This window comes from Deinococcus koreensis, from assembly GCF_002901445.1.
Classification (GTDB): Bacteria; Deinococcota; Deinococci; order Deinococcales; family Deinococcaceae; genus Deinococcus; species Deinococcus koreensis.
Map to the genome: position 1 here is coordinate 1,247,035 of NZ_PPPD01000001.1, position 25,466 is coordinate 1,272,500.

A 25,466-nucleotide genomic window follows, 5' to 3' on the forward strand; every position below is an offset into this window, starting at 1 on the left:
GATGACCCAATCAGCCCACTGGACGGACAACATCTTCGCCATCACCCTCTTCGCGGAGGATCTGGAGGGGGCGAAGGCCTTCTACCGCCGGGTCTTCGATCTCCAGACCGTGTTTGAAGGCGACACCTCCGCTGTTTTCAAGTTCGGCGGCACCCTGATCAACATCATCGCCATCCAGCAGGCGGACGAACTCATCCGCCCGGCGACCGCCGCACGGCCCCAGGACGGAGCACGCGCCGTGTACACCCTGCGGGTGGAGGACGTGGATGCCCGCTGTGCCGATCTGGCGCACAGGGGCGTCACGCTCCTGAACGGCCCGATGGATCGCCCCTGGGGCATCCGCACCGCCAGTTTCCAGGATCCGATGGGCACGATCTGGGAGCTGTCCTGCGACCTGTGAAGCTCCTCGGCACCCTGCTCGCCGACACCGACGCAGGCGGCTCGGCCCTGCAGCAGAGGGCGAGCGGCGCACGGAGGACACCCCCATGCGCCCACTGATCGTCAGCAATTTCGTGACCCTAGACGGCTGCTACGAGGACGCCAGCCGCACCCTGGTGCCCCTGTTCGAGTACCAGCACCCCCAGTACCACGGGGACGACCAGTTCGACCACTCCAACCTGAAGCTGCTGGAGGCGGCGGGCACGCTGCTGCTCGCGGGCCGGGAGTCCGCCCTGAACAACCTGCGCTACTGGCAGGGCGTGCAGGGCGATCCGGAGGCGACCGAGGTGCGCCGGGCCTTCGCGCGGCGGATCGCGCAGATCGAGACGGTGATCGTGTCGGATCACCTCACGCCGGAGGAGCTGACGCCCTTCCCGAACGCCCGCACCGTGAAGATCGCCGACAGTGCAGACACCGTGCGCGCCCTGAAGGCGCAAGGCGGCCCGCCCCTCCTGATCCTGCTGGGCCGTCTGCTGTGGAACGACCTGCTGGGGCGCGGGCTGGTGGACGAACTGCATCTCACGACCTTTCCGCTGCTGGCCGGCCCGGACGGCACGCCGCTGTTCGTGGGCCGCCCGCCCGCGCAGTTCCGGCTGCTGCGCGTACGAACCTTTCCCGGTTCGGGGAACGTGCTCAGCGTGTACGACGTGAGCGGCCGCACCGCGGGGAGGGCGTGAGAGTCCTGCCGCACGCTGGCCGACCTCGCCCGGCGCACCGAAAGGCAGGGGCAGGGCGGCCGGACGGGGCCCCGGCGCCCCACGGACTGACGTTCCAGACGAGCCAGACCCGCCGATGAGCGGCACAGGGAGTCCAGATGCGGAGGCTGATCGTGACCGAGTTCCTGACCCTCGACGGCGTGTTCGAGAACCCCGCCCCGCCGCCGGGCTATCCGAGCCCCGAGATCGGCCAGTTCAAAGCCGAGGAACTCTTCGGGAGCAGCGCCCTGCTGCTGGGCCGCGTGACCTACCAGGGCTTCGCCCGGTACTGGCCGGGCATGGCCGGGACGAGCGACTTCGCCGACCGGATGAACAGCCTGCCGAAATTCGTCGCCACGAGCACACCCACTCCCCTGGAATGGAACGCCACCGCGCTGGAGGGGGACGTGATGGCCGCCGTGCAGGCGCTGAAGCAGCAGGCGGGCGGGCCTCTCCTGACCTACGGCAGCGGCACCCTGGCCCGGACGCTCCTGCGCCACGGCCTGGTGGACGAGCTTCGCCTGATGGTCTACCCGCTCGTCCTGGGGCGGGGCCGGCGCTTCTTCTCGGACGATGACCGCCTGACGCTGCGCCTCACCGGGACGAGAAACCTCGGCGCGGGCGTGGTGCTCCTGACCTACGAGCCCGCAGCAGGCGGCTGATTCGGTCACACCCCCCGGTAGGGTGCCCTTGACCCCGTGACCCTGAAACGCCACTATGAATGAGCATTCATTATTCTGAATGACCATTCAAGGTGGTTGGCATGACTCAGGAACCCAGACCGCAGGGACTCAGGGCACAGGTGGCGGCCACCAAGCAGGCGCACATCCTGAAGGCGGCGTCGGCGGTGTTCGCCCAGAAGGGCTTTCACGCCGCGACCATCCGCGACGTGGCGCGGGCGGCGGGCGTGGCCGACGGCACGATCTACCTGCATTTCGAGAACAAGGGGGCGCTGCTGCTGGGGCTGTTCGCCCAGATGGCGGACGAGGTGAGAGCCGGCATCCAGCCCACCGATCAGACCGGACTGAACGCCCGTGGACAGATCAGCGCGGCGCTGGCGCTTCCGCTGCGGGCCATGCAGGCTAGGCAACTGGAGCTGATGCGCGTGGTGCTCTCGGAGGCGCTGGTGAACCCCGAGCTGGCCGCACAGTTCCGGGCACAGGTGCTGACGCCGATGATGGACGGCACCGGGCCACTGTCCTCGCCAGACGGAGACGGCGCGGCCCTGCGCTCCCGCCTCGTCATCGGCCTGATGCTGGGCCTGCTGGTGCAGCGTGCCCTGGGCGACGAGACGCTGGAGGCCGCCTGGGACGAGTTGCCCGACGAGCTGGCCGGCCTGCTGTTGAATGGGCTGCTGCCGAGTCCCGGAGGTAAGTCATGACGGCAGGCACGAGCACCCTCCTAGCCCAGACCCCATCCCCCCGGAGGACACCATGAACATCGGCATGATCGCGCTGGGCTCGCAGGGCGACGTGCAGCCCTACCTGGCACTGGGCCGCGCCCTGGCCGGCGCCGGACACCACATTCGGCTGGTGGTGCCGCAGGGCTACCCCGACCCCGGCACGCCGCGCCTGGAATTGCGGCACGTCACCGGCGATCCGCGCAGCGTGATGGACTCGCCCGAGATGCGCGCCCTGCTGGAGACCGGCAACTTCATGAAGATCCAGCGCCACGCCAACGCGTTGGCCCGTCAGGTCGCGCCGGACTGGGCGCGCACCGCTTTTGCTGCCTGCCAGGGCATGGACGTGCTGCTGGCCGGGCTGGGCGGCCTGAATCTGGCCCAGACCGTGGCCGAGGCGCTGAAAATCCCGGTAATCGAGGCTCACGTGGTGCCGCTGACCCCCACCCGAGAGTTTCCGGGGCCGCTGCTGCCGCCCGGCGCGCCGCGTCTGGGCGGCACCTTCAACCGCCTGACTTACGTCCTGATCCGCCAGATGATGTGGCAGGGCGCGCGGGCCGGAGACGCCGACAGCCGCCGCGAGGTGCTGAAGCTGCCGCCCGCGCCGTTCTTCGGGCCGCGCGTTCGGCACGCCGTGCCCACCCTGTACGGCATCAGCCCGGCGGTACTGCCCCGCCCCGCCGACTGGCCCCAGGATGTCCACCTGACCGGCTCCTGGTTTCTGGACGCCGAAGCGGGCTGGACGCCCCCGCCCGCCCTGAGCGCCTTCCTGGCCGCCGGCCCGCGCCCGGTGTACATCGGCTTCGGCTCAATGGGCAGCCGCGACCCGGAGGCCACCGCCGACCTGGTGCTGGCGGCGCTGGAACGCAGCGGGCAGCGGGCCGTGCTGCTGAGCGGCTGGGGCGGCATGGCGCGCGGCGAACTACCCGAGAACGTGTTCCTCAGCGGCCCCGCGCCGCACACCTGGTTGCTGCCGCAGATGGCCGCCACCGTCCACCACGGCGGGGCAGGCACCACGGCGGCGGCCCTGCGCGCGGGCGTGCCCAGCCTAGTCGTGCCCTTTTTCGGCGACCAGCCCTACTGGGGCGGGCGCGTGCAGGCCCTGGGCGTCGGCCCCGCGCCGCTGCCCCGCCGCAGCCTGAGCGTGGACGGACTGGCCCGCGCGCTGGACACCATGAGCAGCGACACCGCCATGCAGGAGCGGGCCGAGCGTCTGGGCGCGGCCATCCGGCAGGAACGCGGCCTGGAACGTGCGGCCGAGCTGATCGAAGGCTACGGGGCGCGCCTGGGGGTGGCGTAGGTAGATCTACAGACTGAGCTGAAGCCCGTGCAGCCGCGCGTACACGCCGCCCCTGGCCATCAGCTCCTCGTGCGTGCCCTGTTCGCTCAGGCCGGCCTCGGTCAGCACCAGAATCCGCTGGGCGTGGCGCACGGTGGAGAGGCGGTGGGCGATCACCAGCAGCGTGCGCTGTCCGATCCACCCCTCCAGCGCCGACTGCACCGCCCGTTCGCTCTCGTTGTCCAGCGCCGAGGTCGCCTCGTCGAAGATCAGCACCGGGGGGTCTTTCAGGAACACCCGCGCGATGCTCAGGCGCTGGCGCTGCCCGCCCGACAGCCGCACGCCGCGCTGCCCGATCTCGGTGTCGTAGCCCTGGGGCAGGGCAGAGATGAAGTCGTGGGCACCGGCCCGCTTCGCGGCGTCCACCACCTCCTCCCGGCTCGCCCCCGGCCGCCCGTACTCGATGTTCTGGGCCACCGTGCCCGCGAACAGGTAGACCTCCTGCTGCACCATGCCGATCTGAGCGCGCAGCGAGGCCAGGGAGAGCGTGCGGACATCGTGGCCGTCGAGCATCACCGCGCCGGCCTGCACGTCGTAGAAGCGCGGGATCAGGGCGCACAGGGTCGTCTTGCCCACCCCGGACGGCCCCACGAGCGCCACGAACTCGCCGGGCCGGATCTGCAGGTTCAGCCCCTCCAGCACGGCCTCCGACTCCGGGCCATAGCGGAAACTCACGTCCCGGAACTCGATCTCGCCGCGCGCACGCCCGATCTCCAACGCGTCCGGCGCGTCAGCGATCTCGGGCGTCACCTCCATGATCTCCAGAAAGCGGGCGAACCCCGTGGCCCCTTCGCCATACAGCCGCGCGATGTTCACGAAGCGGTTCACCGGATCGACCAGCACGCCCAGGCACAGCAGGAAGGTCACCAGCCCATCCGGGCGCAGCGAATTCCCGGCGATGGCGAGGCCGCCGCCCACGATCACGGCGACCGACATCAGCTGCGTGAAGGCCGTCATGCCCTGCGAGAACACCGCCTCGCTGCGGTAGCCCGCCCGGCGGCTCTCGACGAAGCGGCGGTTCTCATGGTCGAAGCGGGCCTGCTCGGTCGCCTCGCCCGTGAACGACTGCACCACCCGGATGCCCGAGAGGGTGTCCTCGACCTGCGTGTTCACGCTTCCCACACGCTCGCGGCTGAGGCTCAGGGCGGCGTTCATGCGGCGGCTGGAATACAGCGCGAACGCCGCCATGATGGGCAGAAACGCGAACACCAGCAGCGTCAGCCGTAGGTCGATGGACGAGAGAATGGCGAACACGCCGATGCCTTTCACCAGCGCGATGGTCAGGTCTTCGGGGCCGTGGTGGTACAGCTCGCTGACGTCGAACAGGTCGTTCGTCAGGCGGCTCATCAGCGCACCGGTGCGCTGGCGGTCGTAGAAGCCGAAATTCAGGCGTTGCAGGTGCGCGAACAGGTCGCGGCGCAGGTCGGCCTCCATGCGGGCGCCCATCAGGTGGCCGTGGAAATCCACGTAGGCGTTGCACAGGGCGTACAGCGCCACCAGCCCGACCATCAGGCCACCTGTCCAGGCCAGGCGGGGGCGGACATCCTCGGCGCCGGCGTTCAGCACCTGCCGGGTCAGGTCGCCCGCCAGCAGCGGCAGCAGCACGGTGATGCCGGCCACGAACACGGCACACAGCAGATCCGTGGTCAGGATCCGGGTGTAGGGACGGTAGTAGGAGAGAAACCGGCGGAAGCGGGGGCTCAACAAAAGGGCTCCAGGGAGTGTGTCAGAGCGGCCAGGCGCACCAGTCAGGCACGCGGCACTCTTCGGAGGAGGCAGATCGGTCGCGCGATCCCGCCACTCCATTCCCGGTTGTCCGTCCGCGCCCGCAGGCGTTCAGGACAGGGCCGACCTCAAAAGGTTGGGCTTCAGCCGTTCAGGCCAGCGCTCAGGGAACGGGGCAGGGTCGCGGGGCGGGCAGCAGTGGGGCTTTTCATGGTGGTTCCTCCGAGGGGCGGGCTGGGGGTGGGGCTCAGATGGAGGTCAGGATACGGCCTGGACGGGAGGTGGGCGGTAGTGGAGATGGCCTAGGGGCGGGGTGACGGCTAAGTCTCAAGCCACCCCAACGCCGTGGGAACCGCACGATTCACTGTGTAGTCGGTCATATTGAGGCGCATGGACGTATTCGAAGGGCTGGTCGCGCGGGCGCGGGCCGTTCAGGGGCAGTTCGTTCGAGGTGATCTGAAGGCCGCCAGCGTCGCGGCGGCTCTCCAGACCGTTGGGGGGCAGGTGTACACGGGGGTCAACATAGACCTGGCCTGCGGCATCGGCCTCTGCGCCGAGCACAGCGCCGTATCACGCATGCTGGAAGCGCGCGAGACGCAGATTGACGCCATCGTCGCTGTGTGGGACGACGGCCATATCTTTCCCCCGTGTGGCCGCTGCCGCGAGCTGCTCCTGCAGGTCGATGCAGCCAATGTGGGAACCCGGGTGATGCTGACCCCCACCGAGGTCAGGACGCTGGGAGAGCTGATGCCATTCCGCTGGCAGGAACACCGCGGCTGGTAGGCGAGCAGCATCCAACCCGCCGGGGTCAGGTTCCTCTTCCCCCATCCACCCGAGGTTCCGACCTGCCCGGGCGCCGGCCCTCACGGCGCGGCCAAGGCCCCCAGGCTCCGGGCCAGGATCACCTCCGCGGCCCGCACTGCGCCGCCCAGGTGCAGGGCCTCCTGACCGGCAGCGGCGCTGGCCGCCGCATAGCGCGGGTCGCTCCACAGGGCCCGGACGTGGGCGCGCACGTCCTCGGCAGTAGCAGCCCGGCGCTGGAGCACCCGCCCCGCCCCCCGGTCACGGACACGCGCCGCCACGAGGTGCTGGTCTGAGCCCTGCGGCACCAGCAGCATCGGCACGCCGTAGGCCAGCGCCTCGTGGACGCTGTTCATGCCGCCGTGGGTCACGAAGACCCCGGCGCGGCTCAGCACCTCCAGCTGCGGCACGCTGGGACGCACCGAGATGTGCCCTGGCAGCGGCCCCAGCGACGAGGGATCGACGGTCTGACCGACCGACATGATCACCTCGACCGGCTCGTCACGGAAGGCCCCGACACAGGCGCGGTAGAAGTCGGGCGCCGCGTTGAGCAGCGTACCGAGCGACACGTAGATCAGCGGTGGCCCGGCGCTTGCCGCTCGGGCAGGGCGCTGGGGCGGCAGGGACGGCCCCACGAAGTGGAAGGTCGGCGGGACGCGGTGCCCGGCCGGTTGCAGCGTCCGGGAGGTGTAGACCACGTTGACCGGCGCGTGCACGCTCAGCACCTGCAGGGGCGAGCGGATATGGAGGCCGTAACGCTGACGCAGGCGGCCCGCCACCGAACGGAAGGCCCGCCGGGCCGGCCCGCTGCCCGCCAGCGTGCGCCACGCCTCGCCCGCCAGCGCCGGGGTGCCCAGCACCAGCCCGGCCGACAGGACGAAGGTGGTCACCGACCCCACCGCCCTCACCCCGCTCAGCCGGGCCAGGGCCGCCCCCCAGGGGCACAGGGAATCGTGCACGATCACGTCGGGCGGCGCGGCGAGCAGCCGGGGCAGCAGCGCCTCCAGGATGGTCTCGGTGGCGCGCAGCAGCATGTCGGCCAGCCGGATGTGGTTGGGATCGGGGGGCGAGGCGTCTGCCGGCAGCCACGGCGAGAGGTCGGTGAACTGCGCCCCCGCCCCCTCGATGGCCGGGCGGAAGGGCGGCGTGGCGTGGTACTCCACCTGCGCCCCCCGCTCGACCAGGGCCGCCACCACCGGCAGCGTGGGATTGATGTGCCCGTGCGCCGGCACGTTGAAGAACACCACCCTGATCGGCCGCTCCCCCGGGGAACGCGGCTCTGCGGCGGGTCTGCTGGCGCGGGATGACGTCGTGACCAAGTGGAACCACCTCTCCTTGTCGTTCGTGCCGTTCTCCAGCCCCGTTCCTAGGAGGCAGAGTCGAGCGTAGGGCTAAGCTGCTCTCTATGACCGGCCAATCCGAGACCAGCGCCTGGATCTGGATCACCGATCCGGACGTGGCGAGCGAACTGAGCCGGCCCACCCTGCTCAAGGCCCTCGGCCCCTTCCTGGGCCGCGAACTGACCATCAGCGAGGCGGGCGCCGAACTGGGCTGGACGGTCAAGCGGCTGTTCCCGCTGGCGCTGCGCCTGCACGCGCTGGGGCTGCTGCACGTCTCCAGGGTGACCCCGCGCCCGGGCCGCGCCATCAAGCACTACACGGCCCCGGCGGCGGGGCTGTTCCTGCCCTTCGACGCCACGAACTTTGAGACCCTGGAGCTGGCCCTGGAACGCGCAGACGCCCTGTTCCGTCCCCTCTATTTTCGCAGTCTGGCCCGCCTGGGGCTGGAAAGGGGGCAGCGCTGGGGCCTGCGGATCACGCGCAGCGGCCCCTCGGTGCAGGTCTCGGCCGGCGTCCCGCCCGGCGAGGATCTCGACCTGCTGGACGCCGGGGCGCCGGCCGTGCTGCCCGCCGCCTGGGATCTGGGCCTGATGCTCGATTTCGCGGACGCCAAGGCGCTGCAACGTGACCTCGAAGCCCTCCGCCGCTCATACAGCGGCCGGGGTGGCGCCCAGGCCTACCTGCTCGGGCTCAGCCTGACCCCGCTGTGAGGGCCAGCCCTCCGCCCCCGCAGCCCCGCGCGTAGACTGGCCGGATGACCGCCCTTCCCACCACGCGCGACGTGCTGCTCACCTGCCCGCTGGACTGCCCCGACGCCTGCCGCCTGAAGGTGACGGTGGGCCGGGGCGAGGACGGCCTGGAACGCATGACCAAACTGACGGGCGACGCGAATCACCCGTACACCAAAGGCTTCGCCTGCGTGAAGACCGTGCACTATCCCTCGCGCGCGAACCACCCCGAGCGCCCGCTCTACCCCATGCGCCGCGTGAACCCGAAAACGGACGCCGAGCCCGTGTTCGAGCGCGTGACCTGGGACGAGGCGCTGGACGACATCGCGGCCCGGATGAGGACGCTGCTGGACACGCGCGGCCCGGCCTCCGTGCTGCGTTACCACTACGCCGGCACCATGGGCCTGATGGAGAACAACCACGCCCACGCGCTGTTCCGGGCGCTGGGCACACCGGAACTGGACGAGACCATCTGCGCGTCGGCGGGCACCGAGGCGTGGATGATGGGCTACGGCACGCGCTACGCCGTGGAGCCCGAGGACGTGGCCCACGCGCGGCTGATCGTGCTGTGGGGCATCAATTCGCTGAGCACCAACTCGCACCTGACCCCGCACCTGACCGCCGCCCGCAAGGCCGGGGCGCGCATCGTCCATGTCGATCCCTATGAGAACCGCACCAGCCGCTTCGCCGACCAGCACCTGAAGCTGAGGCCCGGCACCGATACCGCGCTCGTGCTGGGCCTCATGCACGAACTGTTCGCGCACGGCTGGACGGACGAGGCGTATATCGCCGAGGCCACGACCGGGATCGACGAACTGCGGAGGGCGGCGCAGGAGTGGACGCCCGAACGCGCCGCCGAGGTGACCGGCCTGAGTGCCGACGAGGTGCGCGACTTCGCCCGGCTGATCGGCACCACGCGGCCCACGTACATCCGCGTGGGCTACGGGATGACGCGCCACGAGCACGGCGGCACGGCCCTGCGCGCGGTGACGCTGCTGCCCGCGCTGACCGGCGACTGGAGAGTGCGCGGCGGCGGCTGTGCCCTGAGCGCCAGCGGGGCCTTCAAGCTGAACCGCACGCGGCTGGGCGCGGCGCACCTGATCCGCCCGGAGACGCCGCACGTGAACATGAACGAGCTGGCGAACGCGCTGGCCCCGTCGGCGGGCGTGGGGGCCACGGTCATCTACAACTGCAACCCGGCGGTGGTCGCGCCGGATTCCTCACGGGTGCGTGCTGGGCTGCGGCGGGACGACCTGCTGGTGGTCGTGCTGGAACAGGCCATGACCGAGACCGCCCGGCTGGCCGACTACGTGCTGCCCGCCACCACCTTCGCCGAACACGCCGACGTGTACACCTCCTACGGGCACCACTGGCTGGGCTACAACCCGGCCGCCATAGAAGGCCCCGGCGAGACCCGCCCGAACTCCTGGGTCATGGCGCAGCTCGCCCGCCGCCTGGGCGTGAGCGAGCCCAGCGTGTACTGGACGGTGGACGAGCTGCTGGCCGAACTGCTGGGCACCGATCACCCGCATCTGGCGGGCATCACGCCGGAGCGGCTGAAGGCCGAGGGCAGCGTGCGGCTGAACCTCCCCGAGACTTTCCTGCCCTACGCGCACGGGGCCGAGACGCCCAGCGGCAAGGTGCAGCTCTCCCCCGCCCCGGCGTACCGCGAGCCCCAGGCCGCCTTGAACGCCGAGTATCCGCTGCGGCTGGTCACGCCGCCCGCGCACCACTTCCTGAATTCCACCTACGGGATGCTGGACGTGCTGACCCGGCCCGAAGGCCAGGAGCCGCAGGTGATGCTCCACCCGGCCGACGCGGCCGCTTCCGGCCTGAGCGACGGCGACTATGCCCAGCTTCAGAGCGAGGTCGGGCAAGTCAGGCGCCGCGTGCGCGTGACCACCGAAGCGCAGCCCGGCGTGGCGGTCGTCGAGGGGACGTGGTGGGGCCTGAGTGCCCCGGACGGTGAGAGCATCAACACTCTGACCGCGCAGACGCTGACGGATTTAGGTGGGGGGAGTACGTTTCATAACACGAGGGTGAGGGTGGAAAAAACCTGAAATCGCCTAAATCGGCAATACCTATCCGCTAAGCTTTACATATGCACGAATTTGTTTGTGTGTGGCATCGGGACGAGTGGTGCCTGGTCGTCATCACCCCTGGCGAATTTCTAGGGAGAAAAGTTCGAGCTGATCGTGCTTTTAGGACACCAAACGCCAAGTACCGGGGCGGACTCAAGCACCGAGCTCATGCAGGTAATACCCCGAGTTGCGACCTGATAGGTGGGCTCTCAGCGCTTGAGCGATGCGTCGATCCTGCAACACCAGAAGAGATTCGCCTCGCTCAAGCTAATATCAAATCCCTTTGGTAGTTAGGTACAGCGAGACACCTCCACACAATCGCCACGAGTGCAGGAAGGTGCCTCTTGCCTGCTTGCACATTGGCTCATTAGGTTGAGTGAATTATACGATTACTCTCTGAAGCAAGACAATCAGCTCGCCTCTTTTACCCTGAACTCCCCATCAGCCCAAGATGGGGCCTCGGCTTAGTTGGCGGAACCCCTCACCCCACCGCCTTCTTTACCAGCCCGACAATCCTCGCCTCCACGTCAGCCGTCCACGCCTTCAGCGCGAAGGAGGTCGGCCACAGCTCGCCGTCGTCCAGGCGCGCCTCGTCGTTGAAGCCCAGGGTCGCGTACCGAGCCTTGAATTTGTCCGCACTCTGGAAGAAACACACGACCTTGCCGCCCCTGGTATAGGCGGGCATCCCGTACCAGGTTTTCGGCGCCAGGGCGGGCGCGTTGGCCCGCATCAGGTCGTGGAGCCGCCGGGCCAGGGCCCGGTCTGCGTCCGGCATCTCGGCGATCTTCGCCAGCACGGCGCTCTCCCCGTCCTCCCTGGCGGCTTCCGCCTTCAGCTCCTGCGCACGTTCCTTCATGGCGGCGCGTTCCTCGGGGGTGAAGCCCTTCGTTCCAGCCTTCGCGGTTCGCATGCTGATGGTCTGTTCCGTCATGGCGTTCCCTCCTGTCGGGGACGAGGTGGTCGGACGGCTCAGCGCACGTCCTGTCAGCGCACTTCCTGAATGCGGATCAGGTTGCCCGCCGGGTCGCGGAAGGCGCAGTCGCGCACGCCGTAGGGCTGCTCGGTCGGCTCCTGCACGACCTCGGCGCGGCTGGCCTGGAGGCGCTCGAAGGTGCCGTCCAGATCCGCCGTGGCGAGGATGATGCTGGCGTAGCTGCCCTTGGCCATCAGCTCGGCCACGGTGCGGCGCTCGTCGTCGGTCATGCCGGGCGTGGCCTGGGGTGGATACAACACGATGGACGGGCCGCCCTGGCCCTCGGGCCCGACCGTGATCCAGTGCATCCCGTTATAGCCAACATCGTTCTGCACCGTGAACCCCAGGGTGTCGCGGTAGAAGGCCACGGAGGCTTCGGGGTCGGTGTGCGGCAGGAACGTCTGGTGAATGCTGATGTCCATGGCGACATTATTCGCCGCGGGCCGGGGCCGGCGCTTCTCGATTCCTGACCGGTCGCGTGACCTGTTTCGCCACACAGGGAGGCATCCCGGCGCTGCCCGCCGCGTGCAGCCGGTAGGCGCTGGGCGACATCCCGACCAGCTCGCTGAAACGGGTGCTGAAGGTGCCCAGCGACGAGCAGCCGACCTCGAAACAGACGTCGGTGACGCTCAGGTCGCCGCGCCGCAGCAGGGCCATCGCGCGCTCGATGCGGCGCGTCATCAGGTAGCTGTACGGCGACTCCCCGTAGGCCAGCCGGAACTGGCGGCTGAGGTGCCCGGCCGACATGTTGACGCCCCCCGCCAGCGCCTCCACGTCCAGTGGCCGCGCGTACTCCCGGTCGATCCGGTCGCGCACCCGCCGCAGCCGCGCGAGGTCGCGCAGGGTCGGCGCTGTGGCGGGTCGGCCGGTCATTTCCCTGATCGTGCCACGGAGCGCCGCTGCGCTCAAGTCCGCTGGCTCAGGATTCACCACCGCGCCGCGCAGGGCCCCTCCGGCGCGTTACCCTGCATCCATGACCCCCACCCTCCTCATCACCGGCGCGGGCCGGGGCATCGGCGCGGCGGTGGCGACCCTGGCGGCGGCGCGGGGCTGGGCGGTGGGCGTGAACTACCGCCAGGACGGCGCGGCGGCGGCCGGGGTGGTGGGGCGGATCGAGGCGGCCGGGGGCCGCGCCCTCGCCGTGCAGGCCGACGTGAGCGTGCCGGAGGACGTGGAGCGGCTGTTTGGCGAAGTGACCGCCGCCTTCGGCCCGGTTCGCGGGCTGGTGAACAACGCGGGCATCCTGGAGCGGCAGGCCCGCGTGGACGAGCTGGACGCGGATCGCCTCGCGCGCATTCTGAACACCAACGTGGTCGGGGCGTTCCTGTGCGCGGGCGCGGCGGTGCGGCGCATGTCCACCCGCTTCGGCGGCGTGGGCGGCGTGATCGTGAACGTGTCGTCGCGGGCGGCGGTGCTGGGCTCGGCGGGTGAATATGTGGACTACGCGGCCTCGAAGGCGGCGCTGGACACCCTGACCGTCGGTCTGGCGCGCGAGGTCGCCGCCGAGGGCATCCGCGTGTGCGGCGTGCGCCCCGGCCTGATCGAGACGGACATCCACGCCTCGGGCGGCGAGCCGGGGCGGGTGGCGCGGCTCTCGGGGGGCGTACCGCTGGGCCGGGGCGGCGCCCCGCAGGAGGTCGCCCACGCCGTCCTCTGGCTGCTCTCCCAGGAGGCCAGCTACGTGACCGGCACGACCCTGGACGTGAGCGGCGGACGTTAACGTGTCTTGAGTCCCTTCGGCCCAGCCCGGAAACCGCTCCGCCTACGGTGGACGCGGTCATGACCGTGAGTACCCAGCCCCCTGAAGTCCTGCCCGCCCCGGCGACCCGGCCGATGCCAGCAGCTCGGGTGGCCGCCATCGACGTGTTCCGGGGGCTGGCGATCCTGGCGGTGGTGGCGCATCACCTCGCCGGCCTGGGCCTCCGCTACGCGCCGGAGGGTTCGAATCTGGAGCTGGGGCTGATCACCATCAACCGCTCGCTGCTGTTCGTGGTGCCGGCGTTCGTGTTCATGACCGCGCTGGTGCTGACGCGCTCGGCGCTGCGGCCCCGCCCGGACGGGGGCCGCTTCGACGCCGGGGCCTACTACCGGGCACGCGCCCGCACCGCGCTGCTGCCGTACCTGATCTGGACCGTGCTGTACGTGCTGTTCCGGGTCGCCACCGGGCAGGAGAGCGGCGCCGCGCTGTCCGATCCGGCGCGCTGGCAGACCTGGGTGCAGTATGGCAAGGGCTACTTCCACCTGTATTTCCTGCTGGTCGTGCTGCAGTTCTATCTGGTGCTGCCGCTGCTGCTGCCGCTGTGGCGCCGGCGCTGGCCCTTCTGGGCGGTGCTGCTGGGCGCCTTCACGGCGCAGCTCGCGGTGTACGCCCTGAACCGCGTGGGCATCCTGAACTTCGCCTTCCCCGCCACCATGGCCGTGTGGTATCTGCCCGCCCTGACGCTGGGCATGTACTTCGGAGCGAACGAGGGCGCTTTCGAGGCCCTGTGGGCGCGCGGGCGCTTCTGGATCGTGGCGGCGGCCGGAGGGGCGCTGCTGTGGTTCCTGCCGCTGGCGGTGGCCGTGCTGGACGACGCTCAGGTGAGCACGCTGGCCTTCAGCGCCGCCAACTGGGCGTATACGGCGGCGGCCACACTCGTGATCCTGGGGGTGGCCTACAAGCTGGCCCCGGCACCGGCCTGGTGGAGCCGCGCCCTGGCCGTGCTGGGCACCCTGAGCCTGCAGGTCTACCTGCTCCACCCGGCGCTGCTGTACCTGCTGGAGCGCTGGGGCTTTCCGCCGCACCCGCTGCTCTTCTCGCTCACGCTGGCCGCCTACGGTCTGGTCGCGCTGGGGGTGCCGGTGCTGGTCGCGCGGGCCCTGGCGGGCACGGCCGTCTCGCGCTGGCTGTTCGGCCGTTAGATTTGAGGCAGATGGGCCTTGCTACCCTTCTGGGGATGAAGCGCGTGGTTCTTCCCCTCCTGCTGGGCGCTGCCCTGATGACTGCCGCCGCCCGGTCGGCCCTGACCACGCCGCCCGCGGCCCCCGACCGCACCACCCCGACCCGTGTCGCCCCCGCCCGTGCCGCCGAGGTGCCCATGCCCGTGCTCCAGCCCGAACCGCTGCGCTTCGCGCACCCGCTGGGCGACGCCTTCCTGTTCACGCCCGCCGCCTGCGAGCCGGGCTGCCCGCTCGTGGTGGTCTCGCACTCGCGCGGCATGACGGCCGAGCTGAGCCTGAGCCGGCCGCACCTGCTGGCGATCTACCGGCGGCTCCAGGCGGCCGGCTACGCGGTGCTGGTCAGCAACGACGCCGGCCCGACCACCTGGGGCGCGCCGCAGGCCCTGACCTACCTGGGCGACATGCACTCGCGCGCCACCCGCGCGTTTCCTTTCAACGGCCGCACCTACAACTTCGGCTATTCCATGGGCGGCCTGCCCGCGCTGCTCACGGCCTCGCTGGGCGTCTACCCGGTCTCCGGCGTCATCCTGCTGGACGCCCAGGTGAGCCTGCAGGACGTCTGGCGCAGCGGCCGTGGGAACCCCACCTTCGTGGCCGATATCGCCGCCGCCCATGGCCTGACCCGGGGCGAGACGCCGCCGCCGGAGCGCGACCCCTGGACGAGGGCCCGCGGCACCTGGGCGGCCCTGCCCCTGCTCGTCGCGGGCGGCGCCGGCGACACGGTGGTCTCGTTCGCCCGCAACGGCGAGGCCCTGTTCGCGCAGAGCAGCGCCCAGGGGAGCCAGCTGCTGCGCCTGGAGGGGCCCCACCTGGGCGGCTCGCACTTCGGGGACGCCCTGCTGGAGCCCATGCTGGCCTTCCTGGGCCGCCTGGAAAGTGCCCAGGCCAGGGCGCCGAAGCCGCTGGTGCCGGTGCCTGATCCGGCCGCGCCGGCCCCTGCCCCCACCGACGCCACGGAGTAGGCACAGGGTGGGGGGTGAAGCGGGTCAGCCCTCCAGCATGGCCTTCCAGCCCGCCGGATCGTCGCCCACGGTCAGCACCTTGCCGCCGCGCACCAGCGGGAGCCTCAGCAGTTCGGGCGTCTCGATGACCCTGGCGATCACGCCCTCCTCGGTGGTGCGCAGGTACGCGAGGTTGGAGCGTTCGTAGGCCTTGCCCTCCAGATCCAGCAGGGCGTTCAGGCCGAACTTCTGCACGAAGCGGGCCAGCTCGCCTTTGGCGATGGGCCGCTCGTTCAGATCCACCAAATGGATCTTGACCTTGCGCTCCTTGAAAAAGCGCTCGGCCGCGCGGGTTTCCTTACTTTTCTTGGTGCCGAACACCTGCACCTGCACGTCGCTCATGGGTGAAGTCTAGCGACCCCAACCCACGAGAAGGCTGACCAGCGACCGTGCCCGGCGGGTGCCAGGTCTACAGCGTGCTGGTCGCCCGCACCCACCACGCCGGATGCTGGGCCTGGAGGGCCTGGGCCACGGCGTGGGCCTGGGAGTCGGTCGCCGCCAGGGCGAAACAGGTGCTGCCGGAACCGCTCATCAGGGGCGCGCGCAGCCCGGCGTCGGCCAGAGCCCGCAGCACCTCGCCGATGGCCGGATGACGGGCCGCCACGCCGCTCTGCAGGGCGTTCAGGTAGGGCACGGGTCGGCCGTCCTGCAGGCTGGTCAGGATGGCGTCGATGTCCAGGGGGGGCGTGAAGCCTTCCTCGGTGTCGAGCCAGTGGTAGGCGTCGCGGGCACTGACGGCCACGCCGGGGTTGACCAGCACGAGCGGGGTACGCGGCACCGGCAGCGGCGTGAGGATCTCGCCGATGCCCTGCGCCACGGCGGCGCGCCCGAGCAGGAAGAAGGGCACGTCGGCGCCCAGTGTCCGGGCCAGGGCGTGCAGATCCAGGCGAGCCGGATACAGGCGGGCCAGGGCCATCAGGGTCGTGGCGGCGTCGGAACTGCCGCCGCCCAGACCCGAGGCGACCGGCAGCGACTTCTCCAGCGTGATGCGGGCGCCCTGGGAGAGCTGCGCGGCGTCCAGATAGGCGCGAGCCGCGCGGTACACCAGATTGCGCTCGTCGCTGGGCAGGTCGGCGCCACGCACCTCCAGGCTCAGGGTCTCGGCCGGGGCGATCCTCAGGTCGTCGCCCAGCGCCAGGGGCACCATCAGGCTATGCAGTTCGTGGTAGCCGTCGGCGCGGGCGCTGCGGACGCTGAGGCCCAGGTTCACCTTCGCAGGGGCGAAATACGGCGCGGGAGCGTCGGGCGCACTGGAGGCGGACACACCGGATTCAGGCGCAGGGGACTCGGGCGCGGTTCGGTCAGGCATCGGGCTCAGCATCCCACACGGCCGCCAGGGCCTGCGCGAGGGGCAGGTCGTCCGGGGTCGTGATCTTGAACAGGCGGGCGTCGCCGCGCACGAGGCGCACCTGTCCCCCGCTGCGGGCGATCAGGCCGGCGTCGTCGGTGGCGGCGTGCCCCTCGGCGTGCGCCCGGTCGTGCGCGGCCAGCAGCAGCTCGCGGCGAAAGGCCTGCGGTGTCTGCACCGCCCACAGCCCCTCGCGCGCGACCAGTTCGCCCCAGAGGCTTCCCGTGCCCGCCGCCCCTCCGCGAACCAGGGTGTCGGCCACCGGGCGGGCCACGGTGGCGGCGCCGGTCTCGGCCACGGCCTCCAGCAGGTCGTGGATGATCCGGGCCCCCAGGAAGGGCCGGGCGGCGTCGTGGATCAGCACGTAGTCGGCGGTGGTGGCGTGGAGCAGGCGGCGCACGCTGAGCTGGCGGGTCTCCCCCCCGGCGATGAAGCGCACCTGCGGATCGGGGGCGGCCTGGAACTCGTCCCCCCTTCCCTCCGGCAGCGCCACCACGACCTCGTCGACATGGGGGCGCAGGGCCCCGATGCTGCGCTCCAGCAGGGTGCGCCCGGCCAGCGTGTACAGCGCCTTGGGGCCGTGGCCCAGGCGGGTGCCCGCCCCGGCGGCGGGGATCAGGGCGGCGACCGTGCCGGCCAGCAGGCAGGCGCCGCTCATGCGGGTTCTGGCTGGATGGACTCGGGCTGGGCAGGCGTCGGCTCCGGCTCGCCCCAGCGGCGGAAGCCGGGGACATCCAGGCCGAACTGGTCGAGCACGCGGGCGGTCACGAAGTGCAGCAGTTCCTCCACGCTGCGTGGGGCGTGGTAGAAGCCGGGACTGGCGGTCATGACGGTCGCGCCCGCGTCGTGGGCGGCGAGCATGTTGCTCAGGGCTGGACGGGGCAGGGGGTCTTCGCGCACGACCAGCACCAGCGGCCGGCGCTCCTTGAGGGTCACGTGCGCCGCGCGGCACAGCAGGGAATCGGCGAAGCCGTGGGCGATCTTGGCCAGCGTCCCGGCGCTGCACGGGATCACCAGCATGCCGCTGGTGCGGAACGAGCCACTGGCCACGCCCGCCGCCAGATCGCGGTCGTCGTGCAGGTGGGTCGCCAGGGCGTTCAGGTCGGCCAGGGTGGGGCCGGCCGCCTCGGCGCTGATCACGCGCTTGGCGCCGCTGGAGACGATCAGGTGGGTCTCGACCCCGGCCGCCTGCAGCGCCTGCAGGGTTCGCAGGGCGTAGGGAATCCCGCTGCCGCCCGAGACCCCGACCACCAGCTTCATTCGGGCCGACCCCCGCGAACCAGACTCCATGCCCGCAGGCTAGCAGGGCGCGGGGGCCGGATGTCCCCGGGTTCCGGAAGGCTCTCAGTAGGGTTCTGAAGGCCCGTGTTCCGGGGCGTCATGCTCCGGCCGCCGCCTCGCGCCGCAGCCGACGGCTGTGCCGCAGCTCGGCCGCCACGAAGACCAGCGTGTTCAGGGCGTAGGTGCCCAGCAGCAGGGCCAGCAGGGCCCCCTGGGCGCCCCCCTGGGTCAGCGGGGCGAGATCCGGGAAGGCGATCAGGCCGCTGCGGGGGGCCAGGGCGGCCAGCGCTGCACTCCAGGCCAGCAGCAGCACGCCGCCCCAGGCGCTGTCCAGCAGCGAGGTGCCGGGCAGCAGCGCTCCCAGCAGCCGGTAGAGCGGCGGACGCGACTGGGCCAGGGTGAGCGGGGCACGGGGCAGCAGCAGCGAGAAGGCCAGCACCGTTCCCAGCAGGGTCGTGAGGATCAGCAGCAGGCCCAGCCGGACGCTGCGGCCCGGCCCGGGGCTCAGGGCGCCCTGGGGCTGGCGCAGGAACTGGCCCAGGGTCACGCTCAGGTCGCCCGTGACGGCGCGGGTCAGGCTGCGGGCATCGGGCAGGCAGAGGCGGGGCTGACCGGGCCGGTACAGGCGCTGGAACGCCGTGCCCGGCGTGGACGGGTTCAGGCCCAGGTTGAAGGCGGCGGCCGCCAGTTCGGGGCGCGCGGCGAGCGCCGCACGGTAGCGCTCGCGGGCCTGGGCCTGATCCCCTCTGTTCTGGGCGATCACACCCAGGTTGTTCTGGGCGCAGGCGTCGGGCAGGGCGCGCAGGTACTGTTCGCGGGCGCTGGCGTCCTCGCCGTCGAACTGGGCGGCCAGCCCCCCCAGCAGCGCGGCGTCGGGGCCGGGGCGCAGGTTGAGCGCGGGCAGGTTGGCCGCGCTCCAGCCGCCGTAGGTGCCCAGGTTCAGGGCCGGCGACCGCAGGGCCGCGCTGGCGAGGTTGGCCCACTGCCAGCCCCCCACGGCCAGGATCAGGGCGGCGGCCAGCAGCGTCAGCAGCAGCCGCTCGCTCCACGACGCGTAGGCGACCACGGCGCGCCGGGCCCGCGACAGCGGATGGCGCAGCCACGACAGGAAGCGGCCCCCCAGTTCCGCCGTCTGCGCCCCCTGCGGCCCCCAGGCGCGGGCCAGCAGGGTCAGCAGGGCGGCGGCCAGGCTCAGGCCCAGGCTCAGGGTGGCCAGCCGGGCGGCGTCCCTCACCGAGCGCAGGCCCTGGGGGCCCAGGTTGTACAGCGTGCCGGCCCGCAGCGTGCGGGTGAACTGCCGCCACTCCTCGGCCTCGCCGCTGCGGCCCTGGGTGTCCAGGATGCGGGCGTAGCGTTCGTAGAGCGCCGGCCCACCCTCGAAGCGCGGGTGCAGCTCCCGCAGGTAGCGCATCCAGGCCTCGGCGCGCGCCAGGCGGTTCTGCTCCAGCAGGGTGCCCACGTAGCCGCTGGGGTTGCCGTAGGCAAAGAGCGCCGAGCGGCTGAGGGCGATGTCCGGGTCGATGCCGCGACTGGCCGCGTCCTTGAGGGCACGCCCCAGGGCGGCGTCGGCGGCGGCCGGGAAGCCGGCGCCGTCCAGCCGGGCGGCCAGCTGCACCCAGGCCGGGAAGGGCACGCTGCCGCTCAGGGCGCGCCGCACCTCGCTCAGGGTCAGGTAGGGGTCGCGGGTGGCCTGGGCCCGCCGCAGCGCCAGGAAGGGATTGGTCGGGTCGTCGGCCGCCGCCCGATCCAGCGCGGCCCTGGGGGTGGCGTCGGCCACGCGGGCCAGGAAACCGGTGATCCGCACGTTCGGGGGCAGCACCACCCGCTCGCGGACGTTCAGGCCGCCGCCCGTCTCCAGGCTGTACTGGCCGCTCAGCCCGCCCTCCTGCACCGTGGCGCGCACCGCGCCGCCCGAGGCGTCCAGCGACGTGACCAGACCCGGCAGGTCGGCGCGTCCCAGCAGCGCGCCCGCCGCGTTCAGCGCGTAGACCACCGGCCCGGCGCCCAGATACACCACGCCCTGCACCTCCAGCGGCCCGCTCAGGTCGCCCAGGGTGGCCGGGAAGGTGCGCTGCCAGACCACGCGGGGGCCGTCCTCGTAGCGCAGGACGCGGCCCTCCAGCACCGGCGCGGCCTGCGCGCTGAACAGGCCCAGCGCCAGCAGCCCCAGGCCGAGGCCCACCCGCCGGAGCATCCGCGCCCAGAGCGTCCGCCAGCGTCGCGCCGCGGCGCGGCCCGGAACGCTGCCCCACCTCTGTCCCGCACTGCCCTGCCCCCCACTGCCGGTCATGGTCGGTTCGCGGCGCGCGTGTCGGGGCGCGGCTCCGGCTGCGGGCTGGCGGGCGGGGTCGTGGAAGACTGTGTAGTGGACGGCTGAGTAGTGGACGGCTGAGCCTCGCGCACGGGGGGCCGGATCAGCAGGTGGGCGGCGCGCAGGGCCATCACCGCGCCCCCCACCAGCAGGTCGGCCAGACCGCCGAAGCGGCCGGCGAGCAGCAGGCCCAGCGGCAGGGCGACCACGGTCGCCACCGGCACCGCGTTCAGCTTCAGGCGAGCCTGCAGGAACCGGCGGTAGAGCGGAATGACCAGCAGGGCCGTGCCCAGCGTGCCCAGCAGGGTCAGCGGCGCGGCCACCAGCAGGGCACCCAGCAGCGGCGCGATCCCGCCGCCGCCCCGGAACCGGAAGAAGACCGGGTAGCAGTGGCCCAGCACCACACCCAGCACGGCGAGCCAGGTGGCCTCGGGCGTCAGGGCCAGGGCCAGCAGCGCCGCAAGGGCGCCTTTCAGCATGTCGAGCGCCGTGACCATCAGCGCGGCGCGGCGGCCGTACTGCCGGTAGGTGCCGCTGCCCCCCGGCAGGTCGCGGCCGCGGATGTCCTCGCCGCGCGCACGGGAATACAGCACACCGGCCACCAGTGACCCCAGCAGATAAGACATGGCAACGACGAACAGGGGCGGGGCGAGCATACGCGCTGCATTCTACGGGGCCCTGTGCCGCCTGTCCGGCCCCTGGTGCCCGGCCTCTGTTGCCCGGCGCTCAGTTGCCCGGCCCCTGGCTGCGGCGGCTCCCGCCGGCACCTTCGCCCGGCCGTGGCCCGCCTACACTGACGCCATGACCCCGGCCACCGCCGACCCGGCCTCTGCCCAGCCCCCTGTGCCCGAGCTGTCCAGAAGCGAACTGCGCCGCTACTCACGCCCGCTGCTGGTGCCCGAGTGGCTGGACGCCGGAGCGCAGGAACGTCTGAAGGGCGCCGCCGTGCTGGTGGTGGGCGCCGGGGGCCTGGGCGGGCCGGTGATCGCGCAGCTGGCCGGAGCGGGCGTGGGCCGCCTGACGATCGCCGACGGAGACCGGGTCGAGCTGAGCAATCTGCACCGCCAGACGCTGTTCGCCACGCCCGACCTGGGGCGCGGCAAGGCGCAGGTCGCGGCCGCGCGGGCCCAGGCCATCAATCCCTACGTCCAGGTGGAGCTGGCGCCGGCGCTGGACGCTGGCAACGCCGGGCGGCTCATCGGGGCGGCCGATCTGGTGATTGACGCCACCGACAATTTCCTGGCCCGCTACGCCATCGCGGACGCCTGCACGCGTGCGGGCCGGGAGTGGATCTGGGGAGCGGCGGCCGGAACGAGCGGCATGGTCAGCGTGTTCGGGCCTCAGCTGGGGCTGCGCGACGTGTTCCCGGAACCGGCAGACGCCGAATCCTGCGCCGAGGCGGGCGTCCTGGGGCCGCTACCGAACATCGTCGGCGGCATGATGGCCCTCGAGGCGCTCAAGGTGCTGGGCGGCCTGGGCGACGCGCTGCGGGGGCGACTGTGGACGCTGGACGCGCTGTCGGGCCGGGTTCGGGTGCTGCAATTGCGTCCCCCGATACCAAGTGTGCCTTAATGATTTCTTAATTTTACACATAATTTTTTTGGCCGTGCAGGACAGCGCCGCGCCGATTTGACAGCGTTTTTGTCCTTACGGTAACAGCAGAATTGACCCGCCAATGCCGACCCAGCGCAGGCCCACGGGCTTGACGGCAATGAACTGTGTGTTAAGGTTCAATTGAGCCGCACCTCAGCTCAAATCTATGCCTGGAGGTTCACACATGGCCAAAGCCAGTAAACCCGCAGCCAGTAAACCCGCCGCGAAGAAGCCCGCCGCCAAGGCCGCCCCGAAGAAGGGCGCCGCCAGCAGCAGCAAGATCGCCAAGACGCAGATCATCGACATGGTGGCGGACAAGACCAGCCTGAACAAGAAACAGGCCGGCGACGCCGTGGCGACGATGCTCGACGCGATCGTGGGCGCGCTCCGGGGCGGCCAGAGTGTGGGCCTCCCCGGCCTGGGCACCCTGAGCGTGGCGCAGACCGCCGCGCGCACGGGCGTCCGCCCGGGCACCAGCCAGAAGATCACCATTCCCGCCGGCAAGAAGGTTCGTTTCAAGGTCGCCAGCACCCTGAAAGGCACGCTCTAAGCCAGCCGTTTTCCTGGCCGGGTCATCCCAGATGGGGTGGCCCGGCCAGTCTGTGTCTGCCTGTGGACGACAGGGACAGCCGGCGACCTCCGAGACCGCCTCTCCCGAACAGCCAGGGCCACGGGCCTCTAAGGCTGGCCTCCGACGACTCCGATTCGTACCGTGGGTAAGGTCGGCCTCGCTTTCCATCGGCCCGCCCCGCCCGCCCCTTGCCCCGGACTTAACTCGGCTCCGTATGCAGCGCAGGACACGGCCTTTGAGGCGGGTGCGTACCGCCACCATCCGGGCCCGGGCCGGGCGTTTACAGAGTCTTTATCTTCCAGGCTGGTCGGCCCCGCAGGGGTTCGGAAGCGGCGCGGGTGGGGTTCCCAGGTTTGCCGTGCTGGTGGGCGAAAACGCGAGGCCCTGCCAGGTGTGGAAACGGCGCGACAGCAGACAAATCGGGCCCCCCGCCAGAGATTTTGTGATCCCCCCTACCCGGACTCCGTGAGGGGGCGGGTACGGTGAACCGCATGAAGACCATCCTGAGCCTGACGCTGGCCGCCCTGGTGAGCAGCGCCGCCGCCAAACCGATCGTGGTGGGCAGCAAACTCGACCCGGAAGCCCAGATCCTGGGGCAGATGATCCTGCTGACCCTGAAAAACGCCGGCCTGGAGGTCACCGACAAGACCAACCTGGGCGACACGGGCGTGAACCGCAAGGCCATCCTGGCCGGCGAGATCGACGTGTATCCCGAGTACACCGGCAACGCGGTCTACCTGTTTCCCCAGGCCAAGATCGGCCCCAAGCAGGCCGGCAACCCCGGCACCATCTACGGCCTGGCGCGGCAGCTGGACGCCAAGAACGGCATCACGTGGCTGAGGCCCGCCAACGTCAACAACACCTGGGTGATCGCCGTGCCGCAGGCGCTGGCCACGAGCGCCAAGCTGAGCACCGTGGCGGATCTGGCGAAGTACCTCAAGGGCGGCGGCAAGTTCAAGATCGCCGGCAGCCCGGAGTTCTTCAACCGGCCCGACACCATGCCGGCCTTCGAGGCCGCCTACGGCTTCAAGCTCTCGGCCGAGCAGAAGCTCTCGCTGGCCGGGGCGACGCCGCCGCAGACCCAGCAGGCCGCCGCCAGCGGCACCAACGGCGTGAACGCGGCGATGGCCTACGGCACCGACGGCACCCTGAGCGCGCTGAAGCTGGTCGCGCTGAAAGATCCCAAGGGCGCCCAGGCGGTGTACCAGCCCGCGCCGATCATCCGCACCGAGACCCTGAAGGCCAACCCGCAGATCACGGCACTGCTGAACAAGACCTTCGCGGGCCTGAGCGCCACGGTCATGCAGGGCCTGAATGCCCAGGTGGCGCTGGAGGGCCGCACGGCCCAGGACGTGGCCAGCACCTACCTGAAGTCCAAGGGCCTGATCAAGTGAACCTCCCGGCCACCTGCGCTCCGGCCACCTTTCCCCTCTGGGACAAGGACTGAGCGTGCGGGAGCCGGGATCACGGGGGGCGGGGGCCGGTCTGGCTGCCGCCCCTCCCCTTTCGGGGGGCCGGGCGGGCAGCGGCGCCGCTGCGCGGGGCGACGTCCAGGCGGTGCTGTGGCTCTCGGCGCTGCCCATGCTGACGGGCGCGCTGCTGCCCTGGGTGCTGCTGCGCCCCAACCGTCTGGCGCCCGGCGACTTCCTGCGGCTGCCCGCTCCCTGGATCGCCCTGGCCCTGCTGCTGGCCGTAGCGCCGGCCCTGAGTGCCCGGCTGCGGCGAGACTGGGTGTGGCTGCCGGCGTGCGCCGCTCTGCTGCTGGGGCTATGGCTGCTGGGCGAGCGCACGCAGGCGGCCCTGGTCGAGCAGGCGCCCTTCGCGCGGGCGAGCGCGGCCGGCGGGCTGTGGCTGTACCTGCTGGGGGCCGGGGGCGCGGTGTTCGGCGCGCGTCAGGCGGCTGGCGGGCCGCTGACCCGGACTCTGGCCTGGATCTGGCTGCCCGGCGCGGCGGCGCTGCTGCTGAGCGGGCACCTGTCGGCCTGGTCCGTGCTGGTCGAGGGCCGCAACGAGGGCGGGCGCTGGGTGCAGGAACTGGGCCAGCACCTGCGGCTGGTGGGCAGCGCCCTGGGGCTGGCCACGTTGATCGGGGTGCCGCTGGCGGTCTGGGCCTCGGGCCGCGAGCGCGTGGCGCTCACCGTGCTGGGGCTGGCCAACGGGGTTCAGACCATTCCCAGTCTGGCGCTGCTCGGCCTGCTGATCGCGCCGCTCTCGGCCCTGGCCACCGCCCTGCCGGCGCTGCGGCAACTGGGGATCAGCGGCATCGGGATCGCGCCGGCCCTCAGCGCCATGACCCTGTACGCGCTGCTGCCCGTGGTTCGCAACGGCATCGTGGCGCTGCGGGGCGTGCCGGCCGGCGCGGTGGATGCGGCGCGCGGCATGGGCATGACCGCCTCCCAGCGCTTCTGGCGGGTGCAGCTTCCGCTGGCGCTGCCGGTCTGGCTGGCCGGCATCCGGCAGGCGGCCGTGCTGCTGGTGGGTGTGGCCGCCGTGGCCGCCCTGATCGGGGCGGGGGGGCTGGGCACCTACATCTTCAAGGGCCTGCAGAGCGCCGCCGCCGACCTGATCCTGCTGGGCGCCGTGCCGGCCGCCGCGCTGGCCCTGCTGGTCGACGCGGCGCTGCGCGGCCTGGAACTGCTGCTGGGCCGGCGGCTGGGGAGGGTGTCGTGACCCCACGGCGTCGCCGGACGAGAGCCTCCCCGCTCCCACCTCCACCTCGTCCCCCGGCCCACCCCCTGGAGCGCCGCCCATGATCGAACTGCAGGAACTCGAAAAACGGTACGCCGACAGCTACGCCGTCCACACCCTCAGCCTGACCTTCCCCGAGGGACAGCTCACCGCGCTGCTGGGGCCGTCGGGCTGCGGCAAGACGACCACCCTGCGGATGATCAACCGCCTGACC

Annotated in this window: 26 protein-coding genes and 1 pseudogene (1 of these 27 running past the window's edge); 16 read left to right on the plus strand and 11 right to left on the minus strand. The window is 71.5% G+C overall.

Annotated elements, in window-relative coordinates; all coding sequences use genetic code 11:
* The first annotated feature begins 1 nt into the window (after position 1).
* The 5 genes from CVO96_RS05905 (at position 2) to CVO96_RS05925 (ending at position 3,832) form a co-directional block, all read left to right on the plus strand.
* A complete protein-coding gene (locus CVO96_RS05905) occupies positions 2–400 on the plus strand; it encodes a VOC family protein (RefSeq protein ID WP_103311389.1) in 399 nt (132 codons plus the stop codon).
* Positions 401–485: 85 nt separating this feature from the next.
* Positions 486–1,115, plus strand: coding sequence for a dihydrofolate reductase family protein (locus tag CVO96_RS05910; protein WP_103311391.1), 630 nt, complete (start codon positions 486–488; stop codon positions 1,113–1,115).
* 137 nt (positions 1,116–1,252) lie between these two features.
* On the plus strand, positions 1,253–1,795 hold the full coding sequence (locus tag CVO96_RS05915; RefSeq protein ID WP_103311392.1) for a dihydrofolate reductase family protein: 543 nt from the start codon (positions 1,253–1,255) through the stop codon (positions 1,793–1,795).
* 101 nt (positions 1,796–1,896) lie between these two features.
* The gene (locus CVO96_RS05920; RefSeq protein ID WP_103311394.1) at positions 1,897–2,514 is read left to right on the plus strand and encodes a TetR/AcrR family transcriptional regulator; all 618 of its coding nucleotides are present in this window, start codon (positions 1,897–1,899) and stop codon (positions 2,512–2,514) included.
* Positions 2,515–2,566: 52 nt separating this feature from the next.
* Entirely contained in the window at positions 2,567–3,832 is a 1,266-nt protein-coding gene (locus tag CVO96_RS05925) for a glycosyltransferase (RefSeq protein WP_103311396.1), read from the plus strand.
* A gap of 6 nt (positions 3,833–3,838) precedes the next feature.
* Here the strand turns inward: CVO96_RS05925 and CVO96_RS05930 are convergent, their stop codons facing one another.
* Positions 3,839–5,575 (minus strand): ABC transporter ATP-binding protein, encoded by a 1,737-nt coding sequence (locus tag CVO96_RS05930; RefSeq protein WP_165795216.1) that lies wholly within the window; start codon positions 5,573–5,575, stop codon positions 3,839–3,841.
* A 411-nt stretch (positions 5,576–5,986) separates the two neighbouring features.
* On the opposite strand from CVO96_RS05930, the gene CVO96_RS05935 reads away from it, so the two are divergent.
* Positions 5,987–6,379, plus strand: a complete 393-nt coding sequence (locus CVO96_RS05935; protein WP_103311400.1) for a cytidine deaminase family protein — start codon at positions 5,987–5,989, stop codon at positions 6,377–6,379.
* 80 nt (positions 6,380–6,459) lie between these two features.
* Here the strand turns inward: CVO96_RS05935 and CVO96_RS05940 are convergent, their stop codons facing one another.
* The gene (locus tag CVO96_RS05940) at positions 6,460–7,641 is read right to left on the minus strand and encodes a macrolide family glycosyltransferase (protein WP_165795217.1); all 1,182 of its coding nucleotides are present in this window, start codon (positions 7,639–7,641) and stop codon (positions 6,460–6,462) included.
* 161 nt (positions 7,642–7,802) lie between these two features.
* Between CVO96_RS05940 and CVO96_RS05945 the strand changes: the two genes are divergently transcribed.
* Both CVO96_RS05945 and CVO96_RS05950 read left to right on the plus strand, forming a co-directional pair.
* The gene (locus tag CVO96_RS05945) at positions 7,803–8,447 is read left to right on the plus strand and encodes a hypothetical protein (protein WP_103311404.1); all 645 of its coding nucleotides are present in this window, start codon (positions 7,803–7,805) and stop codon (positions 8,445–8,447) included.
* A gap of 44 nt (positions 8,448–8,491) precedes the next feature.
* The gene (locus CVO96_RS05950) at positions 8,492–10,525 is read left to right on the plus strand and encodes a molybdopterin oxidoreductase family protein (protein WP_103311406.1); all 2,034 of its coding nucleotides are present in this window, start codon (positions 8,492–8,494) and stop codon (positions 10,523–10,525) included.
* A gap of 502 nt (positions 10,526–11,027) precedes the next feature.
* On the opposite strand, the gene CVO96_RS05955 is transcribed toward CVO96_RS05950, so the two are convergent.
* From CVO96_RS05955 to CVO96_RS05965, 3 genes are read right to left on the minus strand one after another with little or no spacing between them, the layout of a single operon-like run.
* The gene (locus CVO96_RS05955; RefSeq protein WP_103311408.1) at positions 11,028–11,477 is read right to left on the minus strand and encodes an iron chaperone; all 450 of its coding nucleotides are present in this window, start codon (positions 11,475–11,477) and stop codon (positions 11,028–11,030) included.
* A 53-nt stretch (positions 11,478–11,530) separates the two neighbouring features.
* Complete coding sequence (locus CVO96_RS05960; RefSeq protein ID WP_103311410.1) at positions 11,531–11,941, minus strand: VOC family protein; 411 nt, start codon at positions 11,939–11,941, stop codon at positions 11,531–11,533.
* 7 nt (positions 11,942–11,948) lie between these two features.
* Complete coding sequence (locus CVO96_RS05965) at positions 11,949–12,392, minus strand: helix-turn-helix transcriptional regulator (RefSeq protein ID WP_103311412.1); 444 nt, start codon at positions 12,390–12,392, stop codon at positions 11,949–11,951.
* A 100-nt stretch (positions 12,393–12,492) separates the two neighbouring features.
* Between CVO96_RS05965 and CVO96_RS05970 the strand changes: the two genes are divergently transcribed.
* Genes CVO96_RS05970 through CVO96_RS21025 form a run of 3 tightly spaced genes read left to right on the plus strand, consistent with a single transcriptional unit; the run spans position 12,493 to position 15,421 of the window.
* Positions 12,493–13,239, plus strand: a complete 747-nt coding sequence (locus CVO96_RS05970; RefSeq protein WP_103311415.1) for an SDR family oxidoreductase — start codon at positions 12,493–12,495, stop codon at positions 13,237–13,239.
* A 59-nt stretch (positions 13,240–13,298) separates the two neighbouring features.
* Entirely contained in the window at positions 13,299–14,420 is a 1,122-nt protein-coding gene (locus CVO96_RS05975) for an acyltransferase (protein ID WP_243398181.1), read from the plus strand.
* Between the two features lie 35 nt (positions 14,421–14,455).
* Complete coding sequence (locus tag CVO96_RS21025) at positions 14,456–15,421, plus strand: alpha/beta hydrolase family protein (protein ID WP_165795218.1); 966 nt, start codon at positions 14,456–14,458, stop codon at positions 15,419–15,421.
* 24 nt (positions 15,422–15,445) lie between these two features.
* Here CVO96_RS21025 and CVO96_RS05985 read toward each other — a convergent pair whose 3' ends face one another.
* The 6 genes and pseudogenes from CVO96_RS05985 to CVO96_RS06010 form a co-directional block, all read right to left on the minus strand.
* Positions 15,446–15,802 carry an ArsC/Spx/MgsR family protein gene (locus CVO96_RS05985; protein ID WP_207795279.1) on the minus strand — a complete coding sequence of 119 codons (357 nt, stop codon included), beginning with the start codon at positions 15,800–15,802 and terminating at the stop codon, positions 15,446–15,448.
* A gap of 67 nt (positions 15,803–15,869) precedes the next feature.
* On the minus strand, positions 15,870–16,769 hold the full coding sequence (locus tag CVO96_RS05990) for a 4-(cytidine 5'-diphospho)-2-C-methyl-D-erythritol kinase (protein ID WP_103313323.1): 900 nt from the start codon (positions 16,767–16,769) through the stop codon (positions 15,870–15,872).
* Positions 16,762–17,466 carry a 2-C-methyl-D-erythritol 4-phosphate cytidylyltransferase gene (ispD, locus tag CVO96_RS05995; protein ID WP_103311420.1) on the minus strand — a complete coding sequence of 235 codons (705 nt, stop codon included), beginning with the start codon at positions 17,464–17,466 and terminating at the stop codon, positions 16,762–16,764. Before ispD ends, CVO96_RS05990 begins: the two co-directional genes overlap by 8 nt.
* A complete protein-coding gene (locus tag CVO96_RS06000) occupies positions 17,463–18,068 on the minus strand; it encodes a UbiX family flavin prenyltransferase (RefSeq protein WP_103311423.1) in 606 nt (201 codons plus the stop codon). The genes ispD and CVO96_RS06000 overlap by 4 nt, the downstream gene beginning before the upstream one ends.
* Before the next feature lie 118 nt (positions 18,069–18,186).
* The gene (locus CVO96_RS21030; protein ID WP_103311424.1) at positions 18,187–20,283 is read right to left on the minus strand and encodes a hypothetical protein; all 2,097 of its coding nucleotides are present in this window, start codon (positions 20,281–20,283) and stop codon (positions 18,187–18,189) included.
* A gap of 221 nt (positions 20,284–20,504) precedes the next feature.
* Positions 20,505–21,056 (minus strand): annotated as a pseudogene (locus CVO96_RS06010) (glycerol-3-phosphate acyltransferase); the annotation flags it as partial.
* A gap of 145 nt (positions 21,057–21,201) precedes the next feature.
* On the opposite strand from CVO96_RS06010, the gene CVO96_RS06015 reads away from it, so the two are divergent.
* The 5 genes from CVO96_RS06015 to CVO96_RS06035 all read left to right on the plus strand — a co-directional run.
* Positions 21,202–21,972 (plus strand): HesA/MoeB/ThiF family protein, encoded by a 771-nt coding sequence (locus CVO96_RS06015; protein ID WP_103311428.1) that lies wholly within the window; start codon positions 21,202–21,204, stop codon positions 21,970–21,972.
* A gap of 205 nt (positions 21,973–22,177) precedes the next feature.
* Positions 22,178–22,543 (plus strand): HU family DNA-binding protein, encoded by a 366-nt coding sequence (locus CVO96_RS06020; protein WP_103311430.1) that lies wholly within the window; start codon positions 22,178–22,180, stop codon positions 22,541–22,543.
* A gap of 512 nt (positions 22,544–23,055) precedes the next feature.
* Positions 23,056–23,958 carry a glycine betaine ABC transporter substrate-binding protein gene (locus CVO96_RS06025; RefSeq protein ID WP_103311432.1) on the plus strand — a complete coding sequence of 301 codons (903 nt, stop codon included), beginning with the start codon at positions 23,056–23,058 and terminating at the stop codon, positions 23,956–23,958.
* A 187-nt stretch (positions 23,959–24,145) separates the two neighbouring features.
* Positions 24,146–25,234: an ABC transporter permease gene (locus tag CVO96_RS06030; protein ID WP_103313324.1), complete on the plus strand. Its 1,089-nt coding sequence runs from the start codon at positions 24,146–24,148 to the stop codon at positions 25,232–25,234.
* Between the two features lie 79 nt (positions 25,235–25,313).
* On the plus strand, positions 25,314–25,466 hold the beginning of the coding sequence (locus tag CVO96_RS06035) for an ABC transporter ATP-binding protein (RefSeq protein WP_103311434.1). The gene runs 870 nt beyond the window's last position; 153 of the gene's 1,023 nt are visible here — the first part of the coding sequence; the start codon lies at positions 25,314–25,316; its stop codon lies beyond the right edge, outside the window.

What these genes read in the sequence shown, in the direction of transcription:
- CVO96_RS05905 (WP_103311389.1), top strand. Translation starts at nt 2, where the DNA reads ATGACCCAATCAGCCCACTGGACGGACAACATCTTCGCCATCACCCTC.
- CVO96_RS05910 (WP_103311391.1), top strand. Translation starts at nt 486, where the DNA reads ATGCGCCCACTGATCGTCAGCAATTTCGTGACCCTAGACGGCTGCTAC.
- CVO96_RS05915 (WP_103311392.1), top strand. Translation starts at nt 1,253, where the DNA reads ATGCGGAGGCTGATCGTGACCGAGTTCCTGACCCTCGACGGCGTGTTC.
- CVO96_RS05920 (WP_103311394.1), top strand. Translation starts at nt 1,897, where the DNA reads ATGACTCAGGAACCCAGACCGCAGGGACTCAGGGCACAGGTGGCGGCC.
- CVO96_RS05925 (WP_103311396.1), top strand. Translation starts at nt 2,567, where the DNA reads ATGAACATCGGCATGATCGCGCTGGGCTCGCAGGGCGACGTGCAGCCC.
- CVO96_RS05935 (WP_103311400.1), top strand. Translation starts at nt 5,987, where the DNA reads ATGGACGTATTCGAAGGGCTGGTCGCGCGGGCGCGGGCCGTTCAGGGG.
- CVO96_RS05945 (WP_103311404.1), top strand. Translation starts at nt 7,803, where the DNA reads ATGACCGGCCAATCCGAGACCAGCGCCTGGATCTGGATCACCGATCCG.
- CVO96_RS05950 (WP_103311406.1), top strand. Translation starts at nt 8,492, where the DNA reads ATGACCGCCCTTCCCACCACGCGCGACGTGCTGCTCACCTGCCCGCTG.
- CVO96_RS05955 (WP_103311408.1), bottom strand. Translation starts at nt 11,477, where the DNA reads ATGACGGAACAGACCATCAGCATGCGAACCGCGAAGGCTGGAACGAAG.
- CVO96_RS05960 (WP_103311410.1), bottom strand. Translation starts at nt 11,941, where the DNA reads ATGGACATCAGCATTCACCAGACGTTCCTGCCGCACACCGACCCCGAA.
- CVO96_RS05965 (WP_103311412.1), bottom strand. Translation starts at nt 12,392, where the DNA reads ATGACCGGCCGACCCGCCACAGCGCCGACCCTGCGCGACCTCGCGCGG.
- CVO96_RS05970 (WP_103311415.1), top strand. Translation starts at nt 12,493, where the DNA reads ATGACCCCCACCCTCCTCATCACCGGCGCGGGCCGGGGCATCGGCGCG.
- CVO96_RS05975 (WP_243398181.1), top strand. Translation starts at nt 13,299, where the DNA reads ATGACCGTGAGTACCCAGCCCCCTGAAGTCCTGCCCGCCCCGGCGACC.
- CVO96_RS21025 (WP_165795218.1), top strand. Translation starts at nt 14,456, where the DNA reads ATGAAGCGCGTGGTTCTTCCCCTCCTGCTGGGCGCTGCCCTGATGACT.
- CVO96_RS05985 (WP_207795279.1), bottom strand. Translation starts at nt 15,802, where the DNA reads ATGAGCGACGTGCAGGTGCAGGTGTTCGGCACCAAGAAAAGTAAGGAA.
- CVO96_RS05990 (WP_103313323.1), bottom strand. Translation starts at nt 16,769, where the DNA reads ATGCCTGACCGAACCGCGCCCGAGTCCCCTGCGCCTGAATCCGGTGTG.
- ispD (WP_103311420.1), bottom strand. Translation starts at nt 17,466, where the DNA reads ATGAGCGGCGCCTGCCTGCTGGCCGGCACGGTCGCCGCCCTGATCCCC.
- CVO96_RS06000 (WP_103311423.1), bottom strand. Translation starts at nt 18,068, where the DNA reads ATGAAGCTGGTGGTCGGGGTCTCGGGCGGCAGCGGGATTCCCTACGCC.
- CVO96_RS21030 (WP_103311424.1), bottom strand. Translation starts at nt 20,283, where the DNA reads ATGCTCCGGCGGGTGGGCCTCGGCCTGGGGCTGCTGGCGCTGGGCCTG.
- CVO96_RS06015 (WP_103311428.1), top strand. Translation starts at nt 21,202, where the DNA reads ATGACCCCGGCCACCGCCGACCCGGCCTCTGCCCAGCCCCCTGTGCCC.
- CVO96_RS06020 (WP_103311430.1), top strand. Translation starts at nt 22,178, where the DNA reads ATGGCCAAAGCCAGTAAACCCGCAGCCAGTAAACCCGCCGCGAAGAAG.
- CVO96_RS06025 (WP_103311432.1), top strand. Translation starts at nt 23,056, where the DNA reads ATGAAGACCATCCTGAGCCTGACGCTGGCCGCCCTGGTGAGCAGCGCC.
- CVO96_RS06030 (WP_103313324.1), top strand. Translation starts at nt 24,146, where the DNA reads ATGCTGACGGGCGCGCTGCTGCCCTGGGTGCTGCTGCGCCCCAACCGT.